This is a genomic window from Martelella mangrovi (assembly GCF_040545495.1).
Lineage (GTDB): Bacteria > Pseudomonadota > Alphaproteobacteria > Rhizobiales > Rhizobiaceae > Martelella > Martelella mangrovi.
Genome location: NZ_JBEPLY010000002.1, coordinates 387,295 through 410,334, shown reverse-complemented (window position 1 = coordinate 410,334; position 23,040 = coordinate 387,295). Strand labels below are relative to the sequence as shown.

At 60.6% G+C, this 23,040-nt stretch carries 20 protein-coding genes; 10 read left to right on the top strand and 10 right to left on the bottom strand.

The window, feature by feature from the left end; all coding sequences use genetic code 11:
- Nucleotides 1-5 precede the first annotated feature (5 nt).
- The 4 genes from ABID12_RS04215 to ABID12_RS04200 form a co-directional block, all read right to left on the bottom strand.
- The gene (locus tag ABID12_RS04215) at nucleotides 6-530 is read right to left on the bottom strand and encodes a helix-turn-helix transcriptional regulator (protein WP_354433225.1); all 525 of its coding nucleotides are present in this window, start codon (nucleotides 528-530) and stop codon (nucleotides 6-8) included.
- A complete protein-coding gene (locus ABID12_RS04210) occupies nucleotides 527-1,171 on the bottom strand; it encodes a cytochrome b/b6 domain-containing protein (RefSeq protein WP_354433224.1) in 645 nt (214 codons plus the stop codon). Before ABID12_RS04210 ends, ABID12_RS04215 begins: the two co-directional genes overlap by 4 nt.
- Nucleotide 1,172: 1 nt before the next feature.
- Nucleotides 1,173-1,433 (bottom strand): PepSY domain-containing protein, encoded by a 261-nt coding sequence (locus ABID12_RS04205; protein WP_354433223.1) that lies wholly within the window; start codon nucleotides 1,431-1,433, stop codon nucleotides 1,173-1,175.
- A gap of 410 nt (nucleotides 1,434-1,843) precedes the next feature.
- The gene (locus ABID12_RS04200) at nucleotides 1,844-2,860 is read right to left on the bottom strand and encodes a LacI family DNA-binding transcriptional regulator (protein ID WP_354433222.1); all 1,017 of its coding nucleotides are present in this window, start codon (nucleotides 2,858-2,860) and stop codon (nucleotides 1,844-1,846) included.
- 134 nt (nucleotides 2,861-2,994) lie between these two features.
- Here ABID12_RS04200 and ABID12_RS04195 point away from each other — a divergent pair, with 134 nt between their 5' ends.
- From ABID12_RS04195 to ABID12_RS04175, 5 genes are all read left to right on the top strand, one after another.
- Nucleotides 2,995-5,325: a family 78 glycoside hydrolase catalytic domain gene (locus ABID12_RS04195; protein ID WP_354433221.1), complete on the top strand. Its 2,331-nt coding sequence runs from the start codon at nucleotides 2,995-2,997 to the stop codon at nucleotides 5,323-5,325.
- Nucleotides 5,326-5,379: 54 nt separating this feature from the next.
- Complete coding sequence (locus ABID12_RS04190; protein ID WP_435528160.1) at nucleotides 5,380-6,660, top strand: ABC transporter substrate-binding protein; 1,281 nt, start codon at nucleotides 5,380-5,382, stop codon at nucleotides 6,658-6,660.
- A gap of 117 nt (nucleotides 6,661-6,777) precedes the next feature.
- Nucleotides 6,778-7,638 (top strand): carbohydrate ABC transporter permease, encoded by an 861-nt coding sequence (locus tag ABID12_RS04185; RefSeq protein WP_354433220.1) that lies wholly within the window; start codon nucleotides 6,778-6,780, stop codon nucleotides 7,636-7,638.
- Nucleotides 7,639-7,667: 29 nt separating this feature from the next.
- Complete coding sequence (locus ABID12_RS04180) at nucleotides 7,668-8,474, top strand: carbohydrate ABC transporter permease (protein ID WP_106304262.1); 807 nt, start codon at nucleotides 7,668-7,670, stop codon at nucleotides 8,472-8,474.
- 3 nt (nucleotides 8,475-8,477) lie between these two features.
- Nucleotides 8,478-9,467: an ABC transporter ATP-binding protein gene (locus ABID12_RS04175; RefSeq protein WP_354433219.1), complete on the top strand. Its 990-nt coding sequence runs from the start codon at nucleotides 8,478-8,480 to the stop codon at nucleotides 9,465-9,467.
- An 88-nt stretch (nucleotides 9,468-9,555) separates the two neighbouring features.
- On the opposite strand, the gene ABID12_RS04170 is transcribed toward ABID12_RS04175, so the two are convergent.
- The 6 genes from ABID12_RS04170 to ABID12_RS04145 form a co-directional block, all read right to left on the bottom strand.
- A complete protein-coding gene (locus tag ABID12_RS04170; RefSeq protein WP_354433218.1) occupies nucleotides 9,556-10,881 on the bottom strand; it encodes an extracellular solute-binding protein in 1,326 nt (441 codons plus the stop codon).
- Between the two features lie 162 nt (nucleotides 10,882-11,043).
- A complete protein-coding gene (locus tag ABID12_RS04165) occupies nucleotides 11,044-11,889 on the bottom strand; it encodes a carbohydrate ABC transporter permease (RefSeq protein WP_106303607.1) in 846 nt (281 codons plus the stop codon).
- Complete coding sequence (locus tag ABID12_RS04160) at nucleotides 11,886-12,707, bottom strand: carbohydrate ABC transporter permease (protein WP_435528165.1); 822 nt, start codon at nucleotides 12,705-12,707, stop codon at nucleotides 11,886-11,888. Before ABID12_RS04160 ends, ABID12_RS04165 begins: the two co-directional genes overlap by 4 nt.
- A gap of 115 nt (nucleotides 12,708-12,822) precedes the next feature.
- Nucleotides 12,823-13,944, bottom strand: a complete 1,122-nt coding sequence (locus tag ABID12_RS04155) for an ABC transporter ATP-binding protein (RefSeq protein ID WP_354433216.1) — start codon at nucleotides 13,942-13,944, stop codon at nucleotides 12,823-12,825.
- 230 nt (nucleotides 13,945-14,174) lie between these two features.
- The gene (gene arfA, locus ABID12_RS04150) at nucleotides 14,175-15,689 is read right to left on the bottom strand and encodes an arabinosylfuranosidase ArfA (protein ID WP_354433215.1); all 1,515 of its coding nucleotides are present in this window, start codon (nucleotides 15,687-15,689) and stop codon (nucleotides 14,175-14,177) included.
- Nucleotides 15,690-15,812: 123 nt separating this feature from the next.
- Nucleotides 15,813-16,742 carry an ArsR/SmtB family transcription factor gene (locus tag ABID12_RS04145; protein ID WP_319519204.1) on the bottom strand — a complete coding sequence of 310 codons (930 nt, stop codon included), beginning with the start codon at nucleotides 16,740-16,742 and terminating at the stop codon, nucleotides 15,813-15,815.
- Between the two features lie 358 nt (nucleotides 16,743-17,100).
- Between ABID12_RS04145 and ABID12_RS04140 the strand changes: the two genes are divergently transcribed.
- The 5 genes from ABID12_RS04140 to ABID12_RS04120 are packed head-to-tail and all read left to right on the top strand — an operon-like array spanning nucleotide 17,101 to nucleotide 22,994.
- Nucleotides 17,101-18,087, top strand: coding sequence for a BMP family protein (locus tag ABID12_RS04140; protein WP_354433214.1), 987 nt, complete (start codon nucleotides 17,101-17,103; stop codon nucleotides 18,085-18,087).
- Nucleotides 18,088-18,096: 9 nt separating this feature from the next.
- Nucleotides 18,097-19,500 carry an amidase gene (locus ABID12_RS04135; protein WP_354433213.1) on the top strand — a complete coding sequence of 468 codons (1,404 nt, stop codon included), beginning with the start codon at nucleotides 18,097-18,099 and terminating at the stop codon, nucleotides 19,498-19,500.
- On the top strand, nucleotides 19,497-21,014 hold the full coding sequence (locus ABID12_RS04130; RefSeq protein WP_354433212.1) for an ABC transporter ATP-binding protein: 1,518 nt from the start codon (nucleotides 19,497-19,499) through the stop codon (nucleotides 21,012-21,014). The genes ABID12_RS04135 and ABID12_RS04130 overlap by 4 nt, the downstream gene beginning before the upstream one ends.
- Nucleotides 21,004-22,053 (top strand): ABC transporter permease, encoded by a 1,050-nt coding sequence (locus tag ABID12_RS04125; RefSeq protein WP_354433211.1) that lies wholly within the window; start codon nucleotides 21,004-21,006, stop codon nucleotides 22,051-22,053. The genes ABID12_RS04130 and ABID12_RS04125 overlap by 11 nt, the downstream gene beginning before the upstream one ends.
- On the top strand, nucleotides 22,050-22,994 hold the full coding sequence (locus ABID12_RS04120; protein ID WP_354433210.1) for an ABC transporter permease: 945 nt from the start codon (nucleotides 22,050-22,052) through the stop codon (nucleotides 22,992-22,994). Before ABID12_RS04125 ends, ABID12_RS04120 begins: the two co-directional genes overlap by 4 nt.
- Nucleotides 22,995-23,040 lie beyond the last annotated feature (46 nt).

Here is a 23,040-nt window from a genome sequence, read left to right as displayed (position 1 = left end):
AAATGTCAGTCGGGATCGTCAGGCCTGCCGATCCCGTCTCCCAGCAATTCCTCGACAAACCAGGCGGCAAACTGGGCGCGGCCCGAAACGCCTGCCTTGGCGTATATTCGCGCCATCTGTGCGCGGACGGTGCCCTGGGCTGCGCCGCGAAGCCGGGCGATCTCGGCGATATCCAGCCCCTTGAGCGCCAGTAGCCCGACTTCACGCTCAGCAGGCGTCAGAGCCCAGGCATCAAACTGAGTCTCGATGATGCGGACGAAGTCGCCGCGCGCCGTGTCGAGTGCCCGTTCCTGGATACGCATACGCTCAAGCGTGAGGCGAAGCTGCCAACCGGCGAGAAAAATGCCGGCTACGAGCGTGCCGGCGATCAGCGCCTCGATGATGGAATGCGCGCCGGGTGGTTGTTCAAACAGGTCACGGGCCGCGTCAGCAACGAAAAACACGGCAGCGACGCTCTGCAGCAGCATGAACGCCGCAAGGGCGACCGTCTGGGATCGCTCTGTTCTCCGTGTTTCAGTCCTGTTCTTCACTTCGGCGGCCCCTTGATCATCGGACGGACGAGATTGCGGCGCAGCGCATGGCTTTCGACTGCAACGCCCGCCACATGTATCAGCGCCAGAATGAGCATCAGGTTGGCGGCGGCTTCATGCACGTCCTTGACGATATCGCTCTGGCTGAGACTGTTGCCACTATCGCCTTCGGAGGCGGTGTTCACAAGGGCCGACCAGTCGCCTTGCGCCACGGCCGCGCGTTCCTCGGCGATCGTGATCGGGCTTTTGGCGTCGGTCATGATCAGACCTGTGGCAATCACGATGGCGAGCATGGCCCAAAGCGCATAGACCATCATAGCGCCAGCAGGATTATGCGATGGATATTCGCGCGGCTTGCCCCGGATGACGGATATCAGATGGGAGACCGCCGCCTTCGGATCCGGCGGAAAGGCGGAAAAACGCGCCTCGCGGGGGCCGAGGAGCCCCCAGCCCAGCCGGATCGCCAGAACTGACATGGCGATCCAGCCGACCCAGACATGGATGGTGCCGCCGGGCTTGGACAACAGCCCGTTGATGATGACGGCGGCGGCGATGGTCCAGTGGGTGATCCGGACCAGCGGGTCCCAGGGATCGGGAGGGGCGATATCCGCCCCTCGTTCACGTCGGAAATGTCGGGACATCTCAGTCCTTCCCGGAGATTTTCTTCACCGCGCCGGAGGCCAGATCGATATAGACTTCCCACAGCCTGTTGGCCTCATCGGTGCACTTGGCTTCGATCATGCCGCCTTCGGCCTCGAAATCCCTGACGGAACAACCCGCCTTTTCAAGGGCGGCCGTGGCGTCCTGCGGATTGGTGCCGACGACGTCACCGACAGCCGGCATGGCAAGAGCGGAAAGCGGTGCGGCAAGCACGAGGGTGGTGAGGATGGCAATGCGTTTCATGTCTGCTCCTTTTCGGGGGAGCCGCCTTGATGAGCGGCACGCCCGACCTGAGCGCCGGAGCCCGGCATCGTCTATGGTGCAAGTGCTGAAACGCAGGCGCATAAGCGGTTGCTTATGGCCTGGATGTGAAGCCTGGGAAGGTTATTCCGGCCAAGGGCAGCGCTATCGCAGATAGCTATGCCGCATAGCCCCCAGGTTTTTTCGCCCCGGAGGGGAGAGATGTCGCGACAGCGACAGTGAGGGGGGAACGTATCCACGCGGACGCCCTCACAGATTGAAATGCTGCTTCACCCTCACTGCCCCTTTTGGGGCATCTCTCCCGCAAGCGGGAGAGAGTATTGGGAGCCAGATCCAAGGCCTTTTGTAATAGCCACCCGGTCAAGGCGAGGCGACCTCTTGAGGCTACACAGCTAGAAGCTTGGGCGCGTGATGAGTTCAGGCGCGATAAGATCGTGCCGGGGCGTGGTTCTGCCCTTGATGCGGGTCAGCAGCTGGTCGGCGGCGGTTGCGCCGAGCCTGCCGGGGGTCTGGTCGACGCTGGCAAGCTCGATCAGCGGCAGGGCGGCGGCTGCGGTGTTGTCGAAACTGATCAGGCCTAGGTCTCCGGGAATGTTCAGGCCTTTGCGGCGCGCCAGGTTGATCAGCGGAACGCCGTGAATGTCGCTCCAGCAGAAAAACGCTTCCGGCAGGTCCGGGCGCGCCAGCAGCGACAGAAGTTCGGCCTGCATGTCATCCGGCCGTTCGGTGATGCGGAAGCTTCTTGCGGATTTCTTCAGGCCGGCCTCGGCAAGGGCGGCGCGATAGCCCTTTTCGCGCTCATACCAGACTTCCCCCTCCTTGCGCCTGTTGTCGGTCAGACAGAGCATGGCGATATCGCGATAGCCCTTGTCGATCAGGGCGCGGGTGGCAAGCCGCCCGCCTTCGAAGTCATTGGTATTGGCGGTATCGAAACCCGTGGCGCCGGCTTCGTGATGGCCGATGACGGCAATCGGCACCTGATCTGCATACTTGTTCAGCGCCTCGCCGCTGATCCGCGGGCCGATCAGCAGAAGGCCGTCGATGCGCATGTCGATCATCGACTCGATCAGCGCCGTTTCGACATGGGTGCGCGCCTCGCCAACGCCGATCAGGGTCTTGTAACCGGCCTTGCCCATGGCGTGTTTGAAGCCATCGACCAGCGGCGGCAGAAACGGATTGTCCATGCCGACAAGCAGGACGCCGACGGAGAATGTGCGCCCGCGCATGCCCCGTGCCGCCGTGCTTGGCCGGTAGCCGAGTTTTTCGATCGATTGCAGGACCTTTTCGCGTAAATTGTCGCTGACGCCATAGGCATTGCGCAGCACTTTCGAAACGGCAGCGACCGAGACGCCGGCATCGGCTGCCACTGTGCGGATCGTCACGCGGCCTGTGCGCGCCGGTTTGTCCATGAAATTTCCTTCGATATCAGATCGGTGCGAAAAATAGACCGATTTGCTCTTGCAAAGCAAACCAATTTGTAGAACAGTCTACGTGTAACGGTCTACAACTTTATTGAGGCAGGCCTGTTTATGGGAGGAGAGACATGAATATTGCGACCAGTGTCCATGCGGACACCGGCCTTGTCAGGCGTACGTGGCAGGCGGATATGATCGCGCCGACGGTCGATCAGGGGCAGGGCACGCGGCAGAGCTTTGTTGCTGCCTCCTTTACCGCTTCAGCCGGCGCCAGACCGAAACTCTTCATCTCCGCGCTCGGGCTTTATCGCGCCTTCATCAATGGAAAGCGTGTCGGCGATGATCTGCTGACGCCGGGCTGGACCTGTTATGACGACCGTATTGCCTATCAGGCCTATGACCTCTCCAACCTGGTTGAAGAGGGCGAAAACCGCATCGAGATCTGGCTCGGTGACGGCTGGTATCGTTCGCAGATGATGTGGAAACATCAGATGGTCCTCAATTGCTGGGGCGAGCGTATCGCTGCGATTGCCGAAATCGTCGATGGTTCGGATGTCATCCTCAAGACCGATGCCGCCTGGAAAAGCGGTCTCTCGCCGGTGACCCGTTCGGGCATTTATTATGGCGAGGATTATGACGCGCGGCTCGAGACGCTTGAAGAGACTGGCAGTGTCGATGTGCTCGATTTCGATACCGATACGCTTGTCGCCCACGAAACCTTTCCGGTGCGCGCGCTGCAATCCAACGATCCCGTTGAAAGCTGGAGGGACAGCGACGGCCGCAACATCTACGATTTCGGGCAGAATGCCGGCGGTTATGTCCGCATCACCGTGCGCGGCAGCGCCGGCGCTTGCGTCTATGTCGATCATGCCGAGGTGCTTGGGCCCGAAAAGGCCTTCGACAAACGCAATTACCGCAGCGCGCGGGCGGCCATGCGCTATACGCTGAAAGGCGAGGGCACGGAAATCTATGCGCCGCTCTTTACCTTTACCGGCTTCCGCTATGCCCGCACCGCCATTGAGGGCGAGGCGGAAATTCTGGCAATCGAGCAGGTTCCGATTTCCTCGATCCGCGAGGTTGCCGGCGGGTTTGAATGCGGCGAGTCGGCCGTCAACCGGCTGGTGCTCAATACGCTCTGGTCGCAGCGCGCCAATTTCATCGAAGTGCCGACGGACTGCCCCCAGCGCGACGAACGCCTCGGCTGGACCGGTGACGCGCAGGTCTTTGCCGGAACAGCATGCTGGCTCGGCGATTGCCGCACCTTTCTGGAGAAATATCTGCGCGATGTGATGCACGATCAGCGGGAAAACGGTGCCGTGCCGCATTTCTCTCCCGATCCGACGCGCCTTCACCGCGATATCTTTCCCGATGACTGGGCCGGTTCGACCGGCTGGGGCGATGCCATCGTCACTATCCCCTGGCAGCTTTACCTGCATTATGGCGACCGGGACATTCTTCAGGAATGTTTTCCTGCAATGCTGCGCTGGCTCGATTATCTGTGGTCGATATCGGATGGCCCGATCATTCATCCGACCCGCGCCTGGATGGGCGACGGCTTTTCCTTCGGCGACTGGCTGCAGCCGGTGGGCGACAACCGCAAGCCGCGCCCGACAATCGGGGACGATTGCGCGGCGACGCTCTATCATTTCATCTCGAACGAACTGACGGCGAAGATTGCCGGTGTCCTGGGAGACGATGCCCAGCGGCAGCGGCTTTTGGAACGCGCCGAAACGATCCGCGCGGCCTTCGTGCGCGAATATTTCAGCCAGACCGGGCGTCTGGCGCATAACGACCAGACATCCTATGCGCTCGCCTTCCTTTATGACCTCGTGCCCGCAGACCATTTCGAAGCGGCGAAAGCCTATTTCCGCTCGGTCATCGAGGAGGCGGACTATCTGATCGGAACCGGTTTCATCGGCACGCCGGCGCTGCTGCCGGCGCTATCGAAGCTCGGCATGAACGATCTGGCGGAAAAGGTCTTTCTCAACCGCAAGGTACCCGGCTGGCTCTATCAGGTGGAGCGTGGCGCCACCACGATCTGGGAGCGCTGGGATGCGATCGGCGAAGATGGCACGATCTACGACCCGGACATGAACAGCTACAATCACTACGCTTATGGCGCGGTTTGCCAGTGGCTGTTCGAGGATGTTGCAGGCGTGCAGCCGGACCCTGACGCGCCGGGCTTTGCGCGCGTCAGACTGAACCCGGCCATTCTGCCGGCGCTGGGCCATGTCGCGATGTGGCACGAGACCGGCCATGGCCGGATTGACGCCGGCTGGCGCATCGAGGGCGGCCGGGCGATTTATACCGTTACCATTCCCGATGGCGTCGAGGCATTTTTACCGCTCGCCGGACGGACAAATCTTGAAATCGATGGCCATCCCGCCGAAACGGGACAGGCGGAGATTGTTCTCGCCGCCGGCCGGCATAATATCGGTTTCGACGTGAGCGGAGACTAGTTTTCCGCGTTTTCGCCCCCGGCAGTGGAGGCCGGGCAATTGGGAGGAGAAGTCATGAAAATGAAGTACCTTGCAACAACGGCCATCGTCGGCGTCGCCGGCCTTGCCGGCGGTCAGGCCGTGGCTGAGGAACTGAGCGTCCTGTCCGGGAACAATATTGAATCGATTGCCATTTCGGAAGCGCTCACCGACGCCTACACGGCCATGCATCCCGACGTGACGTTTTCGATTGAAATCCGCCCCGGCGGGACCGAGGGTGACAACATCATCAAGACCCGTCTGGCCACCGGCGAGATGCCGGATATCTTTCTCTATAATGCCGGCTCGCTTCTGCAGACGCTGAGGCCGTCGAGAACGCTCGTTCCGCTGAACGATCTTCCGAATATCGGCGACGTTCTGGAAAGCTTCACCAGCACCGTTTCCGACAGCGACGGCAATATTTACGGCATTCCTTCGCAGCCGGCGGTGGTTGGCGGGTTCTTCTACAATGTCCCGACCTATGAAGAGCTTGGTCTTGAGGTTCCCAAGACCTGGGATGCCTTCATGGCCAACAATGCGGAGATTGCGGAAAAGACCGACAAGGCCCCGCTTATTCAGACCTACCGTGACACCTGGACATCGCAGATCATGGTGCTTGCGGACTATTACAACGTTCATACGCAAAATCCCGACTTTGCCGAGAAATATACGGCCAACGAGGCCAAATTCGCTGACACGCCGGCGGCCAAAAAAGGGTTCGAACGGCTTCAGGAGGCCTATGAAGCCGGTTATTTCAACGAGGATTTCGGCGCGGCCACCTATAATGACGGCCTGCGCATGGTGGCGACGGGCGAAGGGGTTCACTATCCGATGCTGACCTCGGCGATTTCCGCAATCCAGCAGAACCATCCCGATCAGCTCAATGATGTCGGCTTTTTCGCCCAGCCCGGCGACGATGCCGAGCACAACGGCGTGACCGTCTGGATGCCGACGGCGTTCTACATCCCGAAAGACAGCGATCATATCGATACCGCCAAGGACTTCCTCAATTTCGTCGCCACACCGGAAGCCTGCGATATCATCACCGATGCCGTCGGCGCGTCCGGTCCCTATCTGGTCAAGGGCTGCACGCTGCCCGACGATGTGCCGCGCGCGGTTTCCGACATGCTGCCCTATTTCGAAGAGGACGGCCGGACAGCGCCCGCGCTCGAATTCCTGTCGCCGGTGAAGGGACCGGGACTGGAGCAGATCACGGTCGAGGTCGGAACCGGCATTCGCGATGCCGACAGCGCCGCCGAACTTTATGACCGCGATGTCGAAAAACAGGCCAAGCAGCTGCGCCTGCCGAACTGGTAAGACGCGGCCGGACCGGGGGTAACCGGTCTGCCTGAAAAAAGATGGGCTTGATCGGGCCGCGCGCAATTGCGGCCCGGCGCCCGCGCCCCGCATCTGCCTGCATCGGAGCCATCACAAATGCAGATGAAATCACCCTATCCCTACTGGTTTCTGGCGCCGGCGGCCGTGGTGTTCACGGTCATGTTTCTGGTGCCGACCGCAGCATCCTTCTGGTTCAGTCTGACCAACTGGGATCTGTTCGGTTTCCAGTTCATCGGGTTTGAAAATTTCGTCGATTTCTTCCATGAGCCTTTCCTGATCAAGGGCATGACCAACACGATCGTCTTCGCGCTTCTGACATCGGGGGCCAAGACGGTGCTCGGCCTGCTGCTTGCGGTGCTGCTGACATCGGGGCTTTTCGGGCAGGGGCTGCTGCGCTCGATCGTGTTCTTTCCGGTTCTGGTGTCGACCATCGGCGTCGGCATCCTGTTTTCGGAAATGATGCATCCGACACATGGCGCCATCAATGTCGCGCTCGCCTTCTTCGGCATTGACGGGCCGGGCTGGCTCACCAATCCGAAACTGGCGCTCTATTCGGTCGCACTCGTCGATATCTGGCGCGGCGTGGGGCTGGCAACGCTGATCTATATCGCCGGCCTTGCCGCCATCGGCAACGAATATTACGAGGCCGCGCGCATCGATGGCGCGACGCGGTTTCAGCTTTTCTGGCGCGTGACCGTGCCGCTGGTGCGCCCGGCAACGACGACGGTGGTGATCCTGTCGCTGATTGGTGGTTTGCGCCTTTTCGATCTGATCTGGGCGATGACCCGCGGTGGGCCGGGCTTTTCCTCCGATGTGCTCGCATCGGTCATCTACAAGCAGTATCAGGCCGGCTTCTACGGTCTTTCCACAGCGGGCAATGTCATCCTGTTCCTGCTGATTGCCTGCATCATCGCGCCGCTTGCCTGGTGGTTCAACCGCAAGGAGCTGGATCTGTGAGCCTCAAAACAAGACGTCAACGCAAGTTCATTCACGGCATCATCGCGCTGGCGATTGCCTTCGTGATCTTTGTCATTCCGTTCATCTTCGTGCTGATCAACGCGGCAAAGACATCGGCGGAATCGGCAAGCCCGAGTTTCACACTGCCGATCGAATGGCATCTCTGGCAAAACCTCGTCGCCGTGGTCGAGGCGCGCGACTACATGCTGCTGCTTGCCTATTTCAACTCGATCGTGATCACCGTTGGCGCCATTGTGCTGCTGGTGATCTTCGGCGCCATGGTCGGCTATGTGCTGCAGCGGCGGCCGTCGAAATTCAACCGTGTGATCTATGGTTTCGTGCTGGCCGGCCTGATGATCCCGCCGGCGGTGGTGCCGACAATCTGGGTGCTGCAGGGCCTTGGCTTGTTCAAGACGCTGCACGGCATGATCCTGATCCAGTTTGCCTACGGCCTGTCATTTACCGTGCTGCTTTACCGCGCGTTCATAGCCACCATTCCGCGCGATCTGGACGAGGCGGCGCTGATCGACGGGGCGAAACCGTGGCAGATCTTCTTCCGGGTGGTGCTGCCGCTGTTGAAACCGGTGACGGTGACGATCATCGTCGTTCAGTCGATCACCATCTTCAACGATTTCACCCACCCGCTCTATTACCTGCCGGGCAGCGAGAATGTGACGGTGCAGATCACGCTCTACAATTTCCAGAGCCAGTTCGTCAGCCAGATGAACCTGTTGTTCATGAACATTCTTCTGGTGACGATCCCGCCGCTTCTCGTCTTCATCTTCTTCAACCGACAGATCGTTGCCGGCATGACGTCGGGCGCTGTGAAAGGATAGATCATGGCCGATGTTCTTCTCAAAGAGGTTCGCAAATCATTCGGTGCGCTCGAGGTTATCCAGGGGATCGATCTTGCGGTCGAGGCCGGGGAATTCTGTGTTTTCGTCGGGCCTTCCGGCTGCGGAAAGTCCACGCTGCTGAGGATGATCGCCGGGCTTGAGGAAGTGACCGCCGGCGCAATCGAAATCGCCGGCAAGGATGTCACCTATGAGGAACCGTCAAAGCGCGGCATCGCCATGGTGTTCCAGTCCTATGCGCTCTATCCGCACCTGACGGTCGGCGAAAATATCGGCTTCGGCCTGTCGCTGGCGCGCACGCCGAAGGCGGAGATCAGATCGAGAGTCGAGGCGGTTGCGAAAGTGCTGCAGCTCGAAGCGCTTCTCGACCGCAAGCCGAAGGCGCTTTCCGGCGGCCAGCGTCAGCGCGTCGCCATCGGCCGCGCCATCATTCGCGATCCGCACGTGTTCCTGTTCGACGAGCCGCTCTCCAATCTCGATGCGGCACTGAGAGCGCAGATGCGCATCGAACTGACCGATCTGCATGCAAAGCTCGGCAATACCATGATCTATGTGACGCATGACCAGGTCGAGGCGATGACCATGGCTGATCGGATCGTGGTGCTGAACGGCGGCCGTATCGAGCAGGTCGGCACGCCGATGGACCTCTACGACAATCCGGCAACGCCCTTCGTCGCCGGCTTCATCGGCTCGCCCAAGATGAACCTTTATGAGGGCGAGATCGCACAAAGGAAGGGGTGCGCTACCTACGGCATCCGTCCCGAACATGTGCTGGTCGATGACACGGAAGGCGAGTGGAAGGGCACAGTGCGCCATGTCGAACGGCTCGGCGCGGATACCATCGTGCACATCGAGACGCCCGAACTCGGCATGCTCGTGGCCCGCACCTCCGGCGAACGCAGCTTTTCCAGCGGCCAGAACGTTTTCGCCAGCCCGATGGACGGCAAGGCATTTTGCTACAGTGAAACGGCCTGACGTGTCCTGATCTTCGCCGCACGGATACACGGAAAAAAGTACGGCGCGGGCCTTTCGGTCCGCGCCGTCATTGTCTGGAGGTTTTGCCTCAGAGGTATTTCAGCAGGTCGTTGACGCGGTTCTGCATGTCGGCAAGCGCATCGTCGATGCTTTTCTGGCCGGTCATGGCGGCGTTCATTTCCTGGCCGATAATGTCCTGGATGGCGAACTGACGCTGGACTTCGCCGGGCAGCGGCGTGCCGATCTCTGCAACTTCCAGAACCGTTTCGCGGTGCGGCAGTGCCTGGAATTCGGACGAATCCAGAACTGCCTGGACCGATGGCAGGTGGCCGGTGCGGGCCCAGTCATAGTCGTTGTCATACATGAACTTCAGGAACTTGCCGATTGCGGCCTGCTCCTCATCCGAACGGTCCATGCGCGAAACGGCGAGGCTGTGGCCGTCGGCATACTGGCTGCGGGTGCCGGAGAAGATCTGCGGATAGGGAACGACGGTATAGCCGCCGGCATTCAGCGCCGTGCCGTCCTTTTCGGACTCGGCATTGTAGTCGCCGATCACCCATGTGCCGCCCTCATGCACGCCGGCATCGCCCGCCAGAAACGCATTCAGCGATGCGCCGTAGTCGAGGTCCTTGGTGACATAGCCTTCCTCATAGAGCGTCTTGTAGAGTTCCAGAACGGCCTTGGCTTCCGGTGTCTCGACGTTGATTTCCATCGGGTCGGCGAAGAAGTCGGAATCCTGCTGCTGCAGATAGGTGTAGAAATCGCGGGTATAGAGCGCGGTTTCATTGGCAAACGGCATGGTGAAATAGGGTTTGCCGGTCGCTTCCTTGAACTGTTCGGCCTGCGCCAGCAGTTCCTCGACCGAGGTCGGCAGGATCGGCGTGCCGTCGTCGTTCACAAGGCCGGCCTCGTCGAACAGCGCCAGGTTGATGTGCCAGAGCTGGCTCCAGTTATCGATCGGCAGGCCGTAGACCTCGCCGTCGCGGGTCACGCCGGTCAGGCTGGCCTTGGTGAAGCTGTCGGGCGAAATGCCTTCTTCGGACAACAGGTCATTGAGCGGTTCGAGCAGGTTTTTGGAAACATAATCGCCCAGAACCGACTGGTGGATGGTCACCACATCCGGCGGATCGCCGGCGGCGAACTGGGCGGTCAGCTGGTCGTAGCCGGGCCATTCGACGGTGGTGACATTGACCGTGATATCCGGATTTTCGGCCTCGAACTTGTTGACCAGCGAGGTGATGATGCCGCATTCGCCGACGGATGCGGAAACATCGGTATTGTCGCCCCATTCGGCATCGCAGGCGCCGAAGAAGCGCTGGAAATCGATGGTGGTGTCGGCAAGTGCCGGACTTGCCGCCGTCAGTGCTGCAACGGAAAGCGCGCCAAGCAGCGCTGTTTTCATACGGTATTTCATGTCTCTACTCCTCCACGAAGCGGGCCATGATCGGCCCTTGGTGTTCGCCCCGAAGGGCGGTAGCTGGATCGGTCGTGTCTCCCGCCTGCCCCTTTGCCGGGGCGCGGGCGTCTTCTCCTCCGGTTTATTGGCGCGCGCAAACGCTCTGCCGTTCGCGCGACATCACTTCTCCGCCGAACCGGAAACGGCGGTGACGATGTATTTCTGGAAAAACAGATAGACGATCAGGATCGGCGCGCTGGCGAAGACCGCCTGCGCCATCAGGAAGCCGAGCCCTTCCGTCTGTGCGAAATTCATCTGCGAGGAGGCAATCCCTACGGTCAGCGTGTACATCTCCTTGCGGGTCGCGGTGATCAACGGCCAGAAATAGTCGTTCCAGGCAATCAGGAAGGTGAAGATGCCAAGCGTTGCCTGCGCGGGCAGGGTCAGCGGCAGCAGCACCTTCCAGAAGATCTTGAACCGGCTGGCATTGTCCAGCAGTGCAGCCTCGTCATAATCCTTGGGGATCGCCCGGAAGAACTGTGTCATCAGGAAGACGCCGAAGGGCGCGGACAATCCGGGCAGGATCAGCGCGTAATAGGTGTTGTGCAGGCCGATCTTGGCGAAGATCTGGTGGCGGGCGATCAGCACCGCCTGTTCGGGGATGGCAAGGCCGAGCAGCACGATGATGAAGATGGTGTTGCGGAACGGGAAGTTGAGCCGCGCAAAACCGTAACCGGCAAGCGAAGTCAGCACCAGAATGCCGATCGTGATCGAGCCGGAAACGATGATTGAGTTCAGCACCCAGCGGAACACCGATGAATTGCCGAAGATATTGAGATAGTTCGCCAGCGTGTAGGGCCCATGAAAGACGGAATTCATGTTAGCCATCAGCTCGCCATTGTCTTTCAGCGAAAGCGCGATCACCCATAAAACCGGCGCCACCATGATCAGCGCCAGCACGATGACGGAGCCGAGAACGAGGCGGTCGCCGAGCGTGTTTTTCTTGGAAAGGCCGAAGGAACTCATTGGCCGTCTCCCTTCTTGCGCGAGACCATGAACTGGGCCATGGCGGCGATCAGGATCAACACGAACAGGACTTCGGAAGCCGCGGCACCCAGGCCGATATCCCAGCGAGTAAAGGCCATCTGATAGATGTAGAGCACCAGCGGCAGGGATTCGTTGTTCGGGCCGCCCTGTGTCATCAGGCGGGCCTGACCGAAGAGTTGGAACTGCATTACGATCTGGATGATGACCACCAGAATGATGGTGCGTTTGATCGAGGGCAGGGTGATGTAGCGTAAGGTCCGCCATCGCCCGGCATTATCCAGCGCGGCGGCCTCGTAGATCTCTTTCGGGATCTGCTGCAGCGCCGAGAGATAAAGCATCATTGGCAGGCCGATGCACCACCAGACGGTGGCAATGGCAATGCCGATCATCACCAGATCGGGATCGGAGAGAAAGGCCGGCGGGGTTGCGTCGAACCAGGCGTAGATCGTGGCGAGCAGGCCGAACTGGCCGATGAAGACGATGCGCCAGATCAGCGTGACGATGGTGACCGAAAGAACCGACGAGGAGAAATAAAGGGTCCTCAAGGCGGCGGCGGTCTTGGTCTGCCGGTTCAGCGCCAGCGCCAGAAACATACCGATCAACGCCAGCGGCGGGACGGTCAGAAAGACGAAATAGAAGGTGTTCCAGACGGCTTTCAGAAAGACGCCGTCATGCAACAGGCGGACATAATTGCCGATGCCGATGAAGCGCCCCATGGAAAAGGCATCGGCCCGGTGCAGGCTGAGCCAGATGTTCCACACCATCGGAAACACAAGCAGGGCGACGAAGAACACCATATAGGGCGCGATGAACAGCGCATTGGCCCAGCGCGGCGCGTTGATGTTGGCGGTTCCCGTCTTCAGCCCCTTCTTCCGCTCGTTGCGGGCAAGGGCCGCGCGGGTGGACTGGGCGTCAGACATGATCGGCCTCCCGCCCGGCGGCATTTTCTGCCGGGTGATAGGCCTTGCCGTCCGCATCGAAGAGGTGGCAGGCCGAACCGTCGAAAGCAAGATGCACCGTATCGCCGATCCGCGCCCGGCTGAGCCCGATATCCTCGGCGACGATGATGCTGTCATCGGTAAGCCGGGTGTAGAGCAGCGTACGGTCGCCAAGTCGCTCCAACACGTCGACCTTGCCCTCGGTGGTCGCCTGCGCCGCATCCGAAACGCATTTGACGGCTTCAGCACGAATGCCGAGCTTCATCTGCTTTTCCGGCAGGTCTGCCGTCGGAATATCGGTCTGCAATGAAGCGCCATCGGGGAATTTCGCCCGGGCAAAGCCGTTTTCGTCGGTGATCTCGACATCGAGAAAATTCATCGTCGGCGAACCGACAAAACGGGCGACGAATTCGCTGACCGGACGGCTGTAGATCTCCATCGGTTCGCCGATCTGCTCGATCTTGCGGTTGTTGAGCACCACGATCCTGTCGGCAAGCGTCATCGCCTCGATCTGGTCATGGGTGACGAAGATCATGGTGGAGGCAACACGGTTTCTCAGCTGCGCCAGCTCCACGCGGGTTCTGACCCTGAGTGCGGCATCGAGGTTCGACAACGGCTCGTCGAAAAGAAAGGCTTCCGGTTCCTTGACGATGGCGCGGCCGATGGCGACGCGCTGGCGCTGGCCGCCGGAAAGCTGGTTGGGCTTTCTGTCAAGCAGGTGGCTGATTTCCAGCATCCGCGCGGCTTCCTTGATCCGCGCATCGATGATCGACTGCTCGACCGCGATGTTCTTCAGCCCGAAGGCCATGTTTTCCGAAACACTCATATGCGGATAGATGGCGTAGTTCTGGAACACCATCGCCAGCCCGCGCTTGCCCGGCGGCAGATTGTCGATCCGCTTGCCGTTGATGGCGATCTCGCCTTCATCGACAGCTTCAAGACCCGCGATCATCCTGAGCAGCGTGGACTTGCCGCAGCCCGAGGGGCCAAGGAACACCATGAACTCATTGCCCGCAATCGACAGCGAGATGTTGTCGAGAACGGTCAGGCTCCCATAGCGCTTGGTAACATTCTTGATTTCGATCTGAGCAGTCATTCTGCCGTGCTCCCCGGCCGGAAAACCGGCCCATCCGACGACTTTTCCCAAGCTCCGCGCTTAAAGACGGGCCATTCGGCCTGTCTGAAAGCGCGCCGTCGAAGAGTGTGCGAGACGGAAACTTCAGTTCCCATCGTTTCCTCCCGATGCACATCCGACGCTTGCAAGGAAGCCTAAGACAAATCGTCCATTTGTCAACATGATTTCAGGTTCAAACCAAATATCATGGTTTAGTTAAGTTGCAGTCGAATGAAACGATAGCTGAGTGGCGCGACCGAGGCCGTCATACCCTTGCCGCCGATGGCCGCATCACCCGCATCGGCAGGCTTGACCGCATTCGGCGCCGCTGCCGTGTTGGTGACATTGATATCCGTATGGGCGATCACCTTGTCATCGAGCACGGTTTGCGGATCGAAACCTTCAAGCGCGATATCGAGGTCGGCCGCTTCGCTTTCACTCCGGTTGACGATGAAAAAGGACAGCGTTTTTTCATTCGCGTCATGGGTCGCCGAAACATCCACATAGGGAACTTCGCCAATGCCCTCGGAAGCGTAGGCCGGGCAATCCACGGCAAGCTTCAGCGCCGTGCCGCGGCCGAAGCGCGAGGCGAAATAGAACGGATAGAAGATCGTCTGCCGCCAGGCCGCGCCGCCGGGCTCGGTCATGATCGGGGCGATGACGTTGACCAGCTGTGCCAGGCAGCCGATCTTCACCACATCGGCGCGGTTGATGAAGGTGTTGAGAATGCAGCCGACCTGCAGCACATCCTCGAAATTGTAGTCGTCTTCCAGAAGCGGCGGGGCGAAAGGCCAGCCCGCTTCACCGGCAAGCGTGGCCTCATCGCGTTTCTTGGAATGGTACCAGACATTCCACTCGTCAAACGAGATGTAGACGTCCTTGTTCGAGCGTTTCTTGGACTTCACATAGGCAATCACGCCGGCAACCGTGTCGATATAATCGGCGAGCACCTTGGACTTGGCGAGGAAACGGGCGGTGTCCTTCTCGTAATTCTCGAAATACATATGCAGCGAGATATAGTCGACGGCATCATAGGTGTGGTCGAGAACCGTGGCTTCCCATTCCGGATAGGTCACCATATTGGCCGATGACGAACCGCAAACCACCAGTTCCAGGCTGCTGTCGAACTGGCGCATGGCCTTGGCGGTTTCATAGGCGAGACGGCCGTATTCATCCGCCGTCTTGTGGCCGGTCTGCCAGGGGCCGTCCATCTCGTTGCCGAGGCACCAGAGCTTGACGTTCCAGGGTTCCTCGCGGCCGTTTTTACGCCGCAGATCCGACCATTCGCTGCCGCCGGGATGATTGACATATTCGAGGAAATTGCGGGCCTCGTTGATGCCGCGCGTGCCCAGATTGATGGCCAGCATCATTTCCGTGCCGACGGCATCGCACCATTCGGAGAATTCGTGAATGCCGACCTGGTTGCTTTCCGATGTATGCCAGGCGAGATCGAGGCGGACCGGGCGGTCTTCCTTCGGGCCGATGCCGTCTTCCCAGTTATAGGCGGACACGAAATTGCCGCCGGGATAGCGCACCACCGGCACGTCGAGTTCGCGCACCAGCTCGATCACATCCTTGCGCATGCCGTTTTCGTCTGCGGTGGGATGGTCCGGCTCATAGATGCCGCTATAGACGGCGCGGCCCATATGTTCGACGAACGAGCCGTAGAGCCTCGGATCGATTTCGGAAATCGTGTAGTCTTTATGGACGGTAATCCCGGCGCGCATCTTGTCTCCTCCAAATTCCAGAATTTTGGTTTAAACCAATTTTCGTGATTAATAGAAACCCGATTATGCTTCCCGTCAAGCGTCTTTGCCGATGGCGGGGAAGTTTTTTGTTACCGCCCGCGCTTATGACGCGGTGGTGATCCTGAGGATGATGTCCTGGTCGTAATTGCCGAAACCCCGGCCGAAAATATTGACGCCGCCGGGGTGCCGGGCATCCTCGCGCACGCTGATTGACAGGCGGATGGAGTGGTGGCGGTCAAGCTGAAGATCGGCGAGACAGATATCCGAAATCCTGACGCCGTCGACATAAGCGCCGGTCGCGGTAACCCGGAAACGCTTCAGCATGCCGTATTGCGAGCCCTTGAGTTTCCACCAGCCGGGGGTGAAGACGCCGCGCCGGTCGCCGAAATCGCCGGGGGATGTCCATTCGCCGATATCGACGCCATTGATGCCGATGGTGATGTCCGACGGCCAGTCCGGATTGGTGCCGGGCACCTCGGAAGACAGCTCCATCGAAAATTCGATTTCGTCGATCGCCCGGTTGTCGAGCCGGGCATTGTTGGGAAACTGGTATTCCACGGAACCGCGGGTAAACCAGATCAGCCCCGCCTTCATGCGCGACGGGTCGAGGAAGGAATCGGGCACATCCAGAAGCCCGATAATGCCTTCATTGGTGCAAAGGCCGCAGGGGGCGCTGACATCGAAGGCGGTATAAAGCCCAACCGGCATCGCCACTTCGATGCCGTCATTGCGCCGCTCCTCGGAAGCGTCGCCAAAGACCACGACAACTTCATCATAAATACTGGTGCAGACTTTCTGATTGCCCTTGCGCGCCCGCTGGCTTTCCGTGCGGATCAGCCCGGCCTCTTCCAGAAGCTGCACGCTGAGCGATACCGTGGACTGCGGAAGCTCCAGTATCTGCCCGATTTCCTTGACGTTAAGCGGTCCCTTACGGCGCAGAAGCTTGAGCACGGCGATGCGCGCCGGCGCGGCCAGTCCCTTGATGACATTCATGTCCTTTTCAGGATCAACGACGAGGAAATTGCGCGGCATGGGTGGACTTCGCTGCTGGCGGTCAGTGTCAGAAAACTTTCATATCAGGATTTTTGGCGCGGTCAAACCGGAGCGGGGCCGCAGCCCGTCCGAACCGGGCAATCCCGGCCTGTGTGAGGCCTGTTTGAACAGGAAAATGCAAAATTGGTGCAAACTTTTTGCCGGGGATTGCCGCCGGTGTGGTTTCCCGGCTTATTGAGCGCGCCCGGCGCGTGATTCGGTCAATGTCTGCATCCTTTTGAAAAAACACAAGGAAATTGCAGAATTGCGTATTTTGTGAGCAATGCGCAATGTTGACAAAAGTTTAAGCGCCTTCTAGGATTTTGAACCAAATGGTCAAAGAGGGGTCTGTTTACATATGACGTTTGATTTTTCGCTGAGCCGCCGCTGTCTGCTGGCGTCCACGCTGGTTCTTGGCGCTGTCACGCTTGCGCCCGCAATCAGTGCCGCCGAGCCGTTCAAGGTTGCCGCCATCCATGCTTCGCCGGTTGAAAACGCATGGAACTCGGTCATGCATCAGGCGCTTCTGGAAGCGGCCGAAGAAGGCAAGATCGAATATGTGTTTTCCGAAAGCGTTTCCGGCACGGATTACCCGCGCGCCATGCGCGAATATGCCGAGCAGGGCGTCGACCTGATCATCGGCGAATCCTACGCGGTTGAATCCGAAGCCCGCGAAGTGGCGGCTGACTATCCCGATACGCCCTTCGTCATGGGCTCGTCGGGTGGTCCCTCCGGCGACAATTTCGGCGTGTTCGGCACCTGGAACCAGGACGGCGCCTATCTCGCCGGTATGCTGGCCGGCACGCTGACGGAAACCAACAAGGTCGGCTCCGTCGGCGCCATGCCGATCCCGGAAGTCAACATGCTGATTAACGCCTTTGCCGAAGGCGTGAAGGCGACGAACCCGGACGCCGAACATTCGGTGACCTTCATCGGCACCTTCTTCGACCCGCCCAAGGCGCGCGAAGCCGGTCTCGCCCAGATCGACCAGGGCGCCGACATTCTCTTCGGTGAACGGATCGGCACGGCTGACGCTGCCAAGGAACGCGGCATTCTCGCCGTCGGCTCGCTGATAGACTACACGCCGCGCTACCCCGATACTGTCTTTGCCAATGCGCTCTGGGGCTTCCGTCCGATCCTCGACGCCGCTGTCGCCGATGCCGAGGCCGGTAACCCGGTCGGTAAGAACTACACGGCCTATGGCATGCTGAAGGAAGGCGGCAGCGATATCGCCTATGTCGAGGGCGTTGCCTCGCCGGAAGCGGTCGAGGCCATGCTGAAGACCCGTCAGGAGATCATTGACGGCACGTTCGAGGTTCCGCGCAACATGGAAGAGCCGAAATAGGACATCGCCATGCAGGCCGATGCGACAACGCTTGCCGTTGCAATCGGCAAAGGTGAGATGACGGCGCGGCAGGCGATGGAAACATCGCTTGCCGCTTCTGCATCATGGGCAGAGCTGGGCGCGGTTATCCGCATTGATGCCGAAAAGGGGCGTGCTGCCGCCGGCCGGTTCGATGCGCGCTCTGCCGCTGAAAAGGCGGGCATGCCTTTCGGTGGGGTTCCCACACTGGCCAAGGATCTTGGCGGGCCGTTTGCGGGCTTTCCGGTTTCTGCGGGCTCGAACGCGCTGGAGGGGGCGGATGGCGAGGCCGACAGCGACCTTGCGGCGCGGTTTCGCGATGCCGGTTTCTGCCTTTTCGGCCTGACGACCAGTCCCGAATTCGGCCTGTCTCTCGGCTGCAAACCCGAAAAAGGTCCAATCTGCCGCAATCCGCTCGATCCTTCGCTGTCGCCCGGCGGTTCTTCCGGCGGCGCTGCTTCTGCCGTTGCGGCAGGCATTGTCGCCATCGCGCATGCCACGGATGCCGGCGGCTCCATTCGCGTTCCCGCAGCCTGCTGCGGTCTTGTCGGGCTGAAACCTTCGCGCGGGGCAATGGCGTCCGGGCCGGGCTATGGCAATTATCTCGGCGGCATTGCCACGGAACTGGCTATCTGCCGCTCCGTGCGGGATGCGATTGCGATTTTCACCGCTGTTTCCGGCAATGCACGCGGCCCGCTTCCGCCGCCGGCCTTTGACGCGCCGCAAACGGCAGGGCTGAAGATTGGCCTTCTCACCGAAACCGCCGCCGATGCGCCAGCCGATCCGCAACGGCTTGGCGCACTGGAAGAAGCGGCGAAAACGCTGGAAGCGCGTGGACACACGATCTGTCCGTTGCGCTGGCGCGATATCGAAAAACCGGCGCGTGCAGCGGCTGACGCTTTCACCGGAATTGCCGCGATCAACCTGGCTGAAACCGCTGACCGGTTTGCACTCGACATAACGAAAACCGAAAAACTGACGCAGGCCGTCATCGCTCGCGGGCGCAAGATGAGCGGCGCGGCCGTCTGGTCTCTTGTCAACGATATCGCCTTCATTGCCCGCGATTTCTGGCAGGTGTTTGACCGGATCGATGCCTTGGTTGCGCCGATGCTGACCACTGCGCCAAAGCCGCTTGGCGCGTTTTTGACAGATCACAGCGATATCGACGCGCATTTTGAGCGGATGCGCGCCTTTGCCCCGCTTGCAGCCCTTGCCAACCTCTCCGGCTTTCCGGCAATAACACTGCCGTTCGGTGCGGATTCGCGTGGGCTTCCGCTGCCGGTGCAGATGTTTGCGCCGATGGGGGCGGAAGCAACGCTTCTGGCGCTTGCCGACACACTCGAACGGGAAGAACGCTGGACGCATCCCTTTGAAATCGCAGGATTGGGCGCATGAGTGAGAGAGTGCTGGAAATTGCCGGTGTCAGTAAACGCTTCGGCGACACGCTTGCCAATGACGATATCTCGCTGACGCTCGACAAGGGCGAAATCGTTGCGCTTTTGGGGGAAAACGGCGCCGGCAAGACAACGCTGATGAGCATTCTCTTCGGTCATTACGTACCGGATACGGGGTCCGTCTCGGTCATGGGCGCGCCGCTGCCGCCGGGAAAGCCGCGTGCGGCCATTCGCGCCGGTGTCGGCATGGTGCACCAGCATTTCTCGCTGGCCCCCAATCTCACCGTGCTTGAAAACGTCATGACCGGCACGGAAAATCTCTGGAAGCTCGGCTCGGACCGGAGGGCCGGCCGGCAGAAGCTTGCGGATATTTCCGAGCGTTTCGGCCTTGCCGTCGATCCGGAAGCGCGCGTCGGTGACCTGTCCGTCGGCGAGCAGCAGCGCGTTGAAATTCTCAAAGCCCTTTATAACGACGCCCGCATTCTGGTGCTCGATGAGCCGACGGCGGTGCTGACCGGGCCGGAAGCCGAAAAACTGTTTTCGACGCTGAAGGAAATGGCAGCCCAGGGCCTGTCGCTGATCTTCATTTCCCACAAGCTGGATGAGGTGATGGCGACCGCCGACAGGGTCGTGGTGCTGCGCGGCGGGCGGCAGGTGGCCGAACGCAGGGCGGCGGACACCAGCAAGGCGGAACTGGCCGAACTCATGGTTGGCCGCAAGGTGGAGCGCCCCGTGCGCGAGGCGGCAACGCCCGGTCCGGTGGTGCTGGAAGCCGTCGGTGTGACGGTGCGCATCGATGGCGTCGACCGGCTGAAACAGGTGGATTTCACCCTTCATGCAGGCGAGGTGCTCGGCATTATCGGCGTGTCCGGCAATGGCCAGTCGGTTCTGGCCGGGCTTTTGAGCGGCACGGCGAAGCGCTCTGCCGGCGATCTCGTTCTCTTCGGCAAGGGTGTCGGCGATCTTTCGGTGGCAGAGGCCATCGCCCTTGGCATTGGCCGCGTTCCCGAAGACCGCAACGGCGAAGGCGCCATCGGCGAAATGGCCATCTGGGAAAATGCGGTTCTGGAACGTATTGACGATTTTTCGAAAAATGGCTTTGTCGACCGAAAGGGCGCTGTCGCCTTTGCAGGCGATATTATCGAAAGTTTCGATGTGCGCGGCGGCACACCGGTAAGCCGCACCCGGCTTTTGTCCGGCGGCAATATGCAAAAGCTCATTCTCGGCAGAAACCTGATTGAAAACCCGAAAATCCTGCTCGCCGCCCAGCCTGCGCGTGGGCTGGATGAAGGGGCCGTTGCCGCTGTGCATGAGCGCATTCTGGCGGCAAGACGGGCCGGAACGGCGGTTCTGCTGATTTCGGAAGACCTCGACGAGGTGATGGCGCTGGCCGACCGGATACAGGCGATTGTCGGCGGCAGGCTTTCCCCGCCTGTGGCTGCGGAAGACGCCAATGCACAAAAGCTCGGCCTGATGATGGCCGGTGAATGGACGGAGAATGCCGATGCGGTTTGAACGGCGCGAACACCGGCCCACGGCCCTTGTCATTGCCACGCCGCTGATTGCGGTTGCTGCCGCTCTCGGTATTGCCGGCATATTGATTGCGCTGGCAGGCGCCCCTGTTCTGGAAGCCTACTGGAAAATCCTGGTCGGCGCGTTCGGCTCGAAACTGTCGATCACCGAAACGTTGACGCGGGCAACGCCGCTGATCCTTACCGGTCTGGCCGCCGCCGTCGCCTTTCGCGCGCGGCTCTGGAATATCGGCGCGGAAGGCCAGTTTTATCTGGGCGCCATTGCCACCGCCGCCGTCGGCGCGCGCATCACCGAGGGCATGGCGCCGGTGATCCAGATCCCGATCTTGCTGGCGGCGGGTGCGGTGGCGGGGATGATCCTGCTGCTTCTGCCGCTCTGGCTTCGGCTGAAGTTTTCCGTCGATGAAGTGGTGACGACGCTGTTGTTGAACTTCATCGCCATCCTGTTCGTTTCGATGCTGATCGATACGGTGCTGAAAGACCCGCTGGCCTTCGGCTGGCCGCAGTCGGAAGCGGTGGAACGCGCCGCGCGCCTGCCGAAACTCATCGATCGCTCGCGGCTTCATATCGGCCTTCTGATTGCCGTGGCCTTTGCCTTCATTGTTCATTTCATCCAGTCGCGCACCACATTCGGCATGCGCTCGCGCGCCGCCGGGCTGAACCCCAAGGGCGCGGTCTTTGCCGGCGTGCCGCTCGGGCGCACGCTGGTGCTGGTCGCGATGTTGTCGGGCGGGCTTGCGGGCCTTGCCGGCAGTATCGAGGTGCTGGGCGTGAAGGGCTATGTCACCACCGATCTCTCGCCCGGCTATGGCTATTCCGGCATCGTGGTGGCGATGCTGGCCAATCTTCATCCCATCGGCGTGGTGCTGGCGGCACTCTTCACCGCCGTCATGTTCGTCGGTGCCGATGGCATGAGCCGCTCACTCGGCATCCCGACCTATATCGCAGACGTCACCGTGGCGCTGTCGCTGATCTCCATGCTGGTCGCCGTCTTCTTCACGCAGTACAGGATACGCCGATGAACACGATTGTCGATATTCTGGCCTCTGCCGGTCTCTGGGCCGCGGTTCTGCGCATCGCCACACCGTTGATCCTCGGCACGCTCGGCGCGTTGTTGTCGGAACGCTCCGGTGTGCTGAACCTCGGCATCGAGGGCATCATGACCTTCGGCGCCATGGTCGGCTGGCTGGCCGTCTTCAATGGCGCGGACCTGTGGACCGGGTTGCTGGTCGCCGCCCTCGGAGGCGCGGTGTTCGGCGCGTTGCATGCGCTGCTCACCGTCACGCTCGGGCTTTCCCAGCATGTTTCGGGCCTCGGCGTCACGCTGTTTGCCTCGAGCTTTGCCTATTATGTGTTCCGGCTGATGGTGCCGGTTTCAGGTTCGCCGCCCACGGTCGAGCCTTTCCAGCCGATCAGTATTCCGGGTTTTTCCGATCTGCCCTTCATCGGCTCTGCCTTTTTCACCCAGACCGCGCCGACCTATCTCGCCATCGTTCTGGCGCTGGTTCTGGCCTATGTGCTGGCGAAAACGCCGCTCGGCCTTGCCATCCGCATGGCCGGTGAAAACCCGCATGCGGCCGAAGCGCAGGGCGTCAACCCGATGGTGATGCGCTATGGTGCCGTGATCGCCGGAAGTGCGCTGATGGGCGTCGGCGGCGCGTTTCTCACGCTTTCGGCCTTCAACTCCTTCTTCCCGACCATGGTGCAGGGCCGGGGCTGGATCTGCATCGCGCTCGTGGTGTTTGCCTCGTGGCGGCCGGAGCGGGCGCTGTTCGGAGCGCTGCTGTTTGCCTTTTTCGACGGTTTTCAGCTGCGTTTGCAAACTGCGCTCGATGGCGCCGTGCCCTACCAGATTTTCCTGATGATCCCGTATATCCTGTCGATTGCCGCGCTGGCGGTGATGGCGCGCCGCGCACGGGTGCCGCAGGCGCTGATGCAGCCGTACCGAAGGGGCGAGCGGTGAGGCTCTGAAGGTTGCGCCGGTTTATCACGCAGGTATGCGATAACGG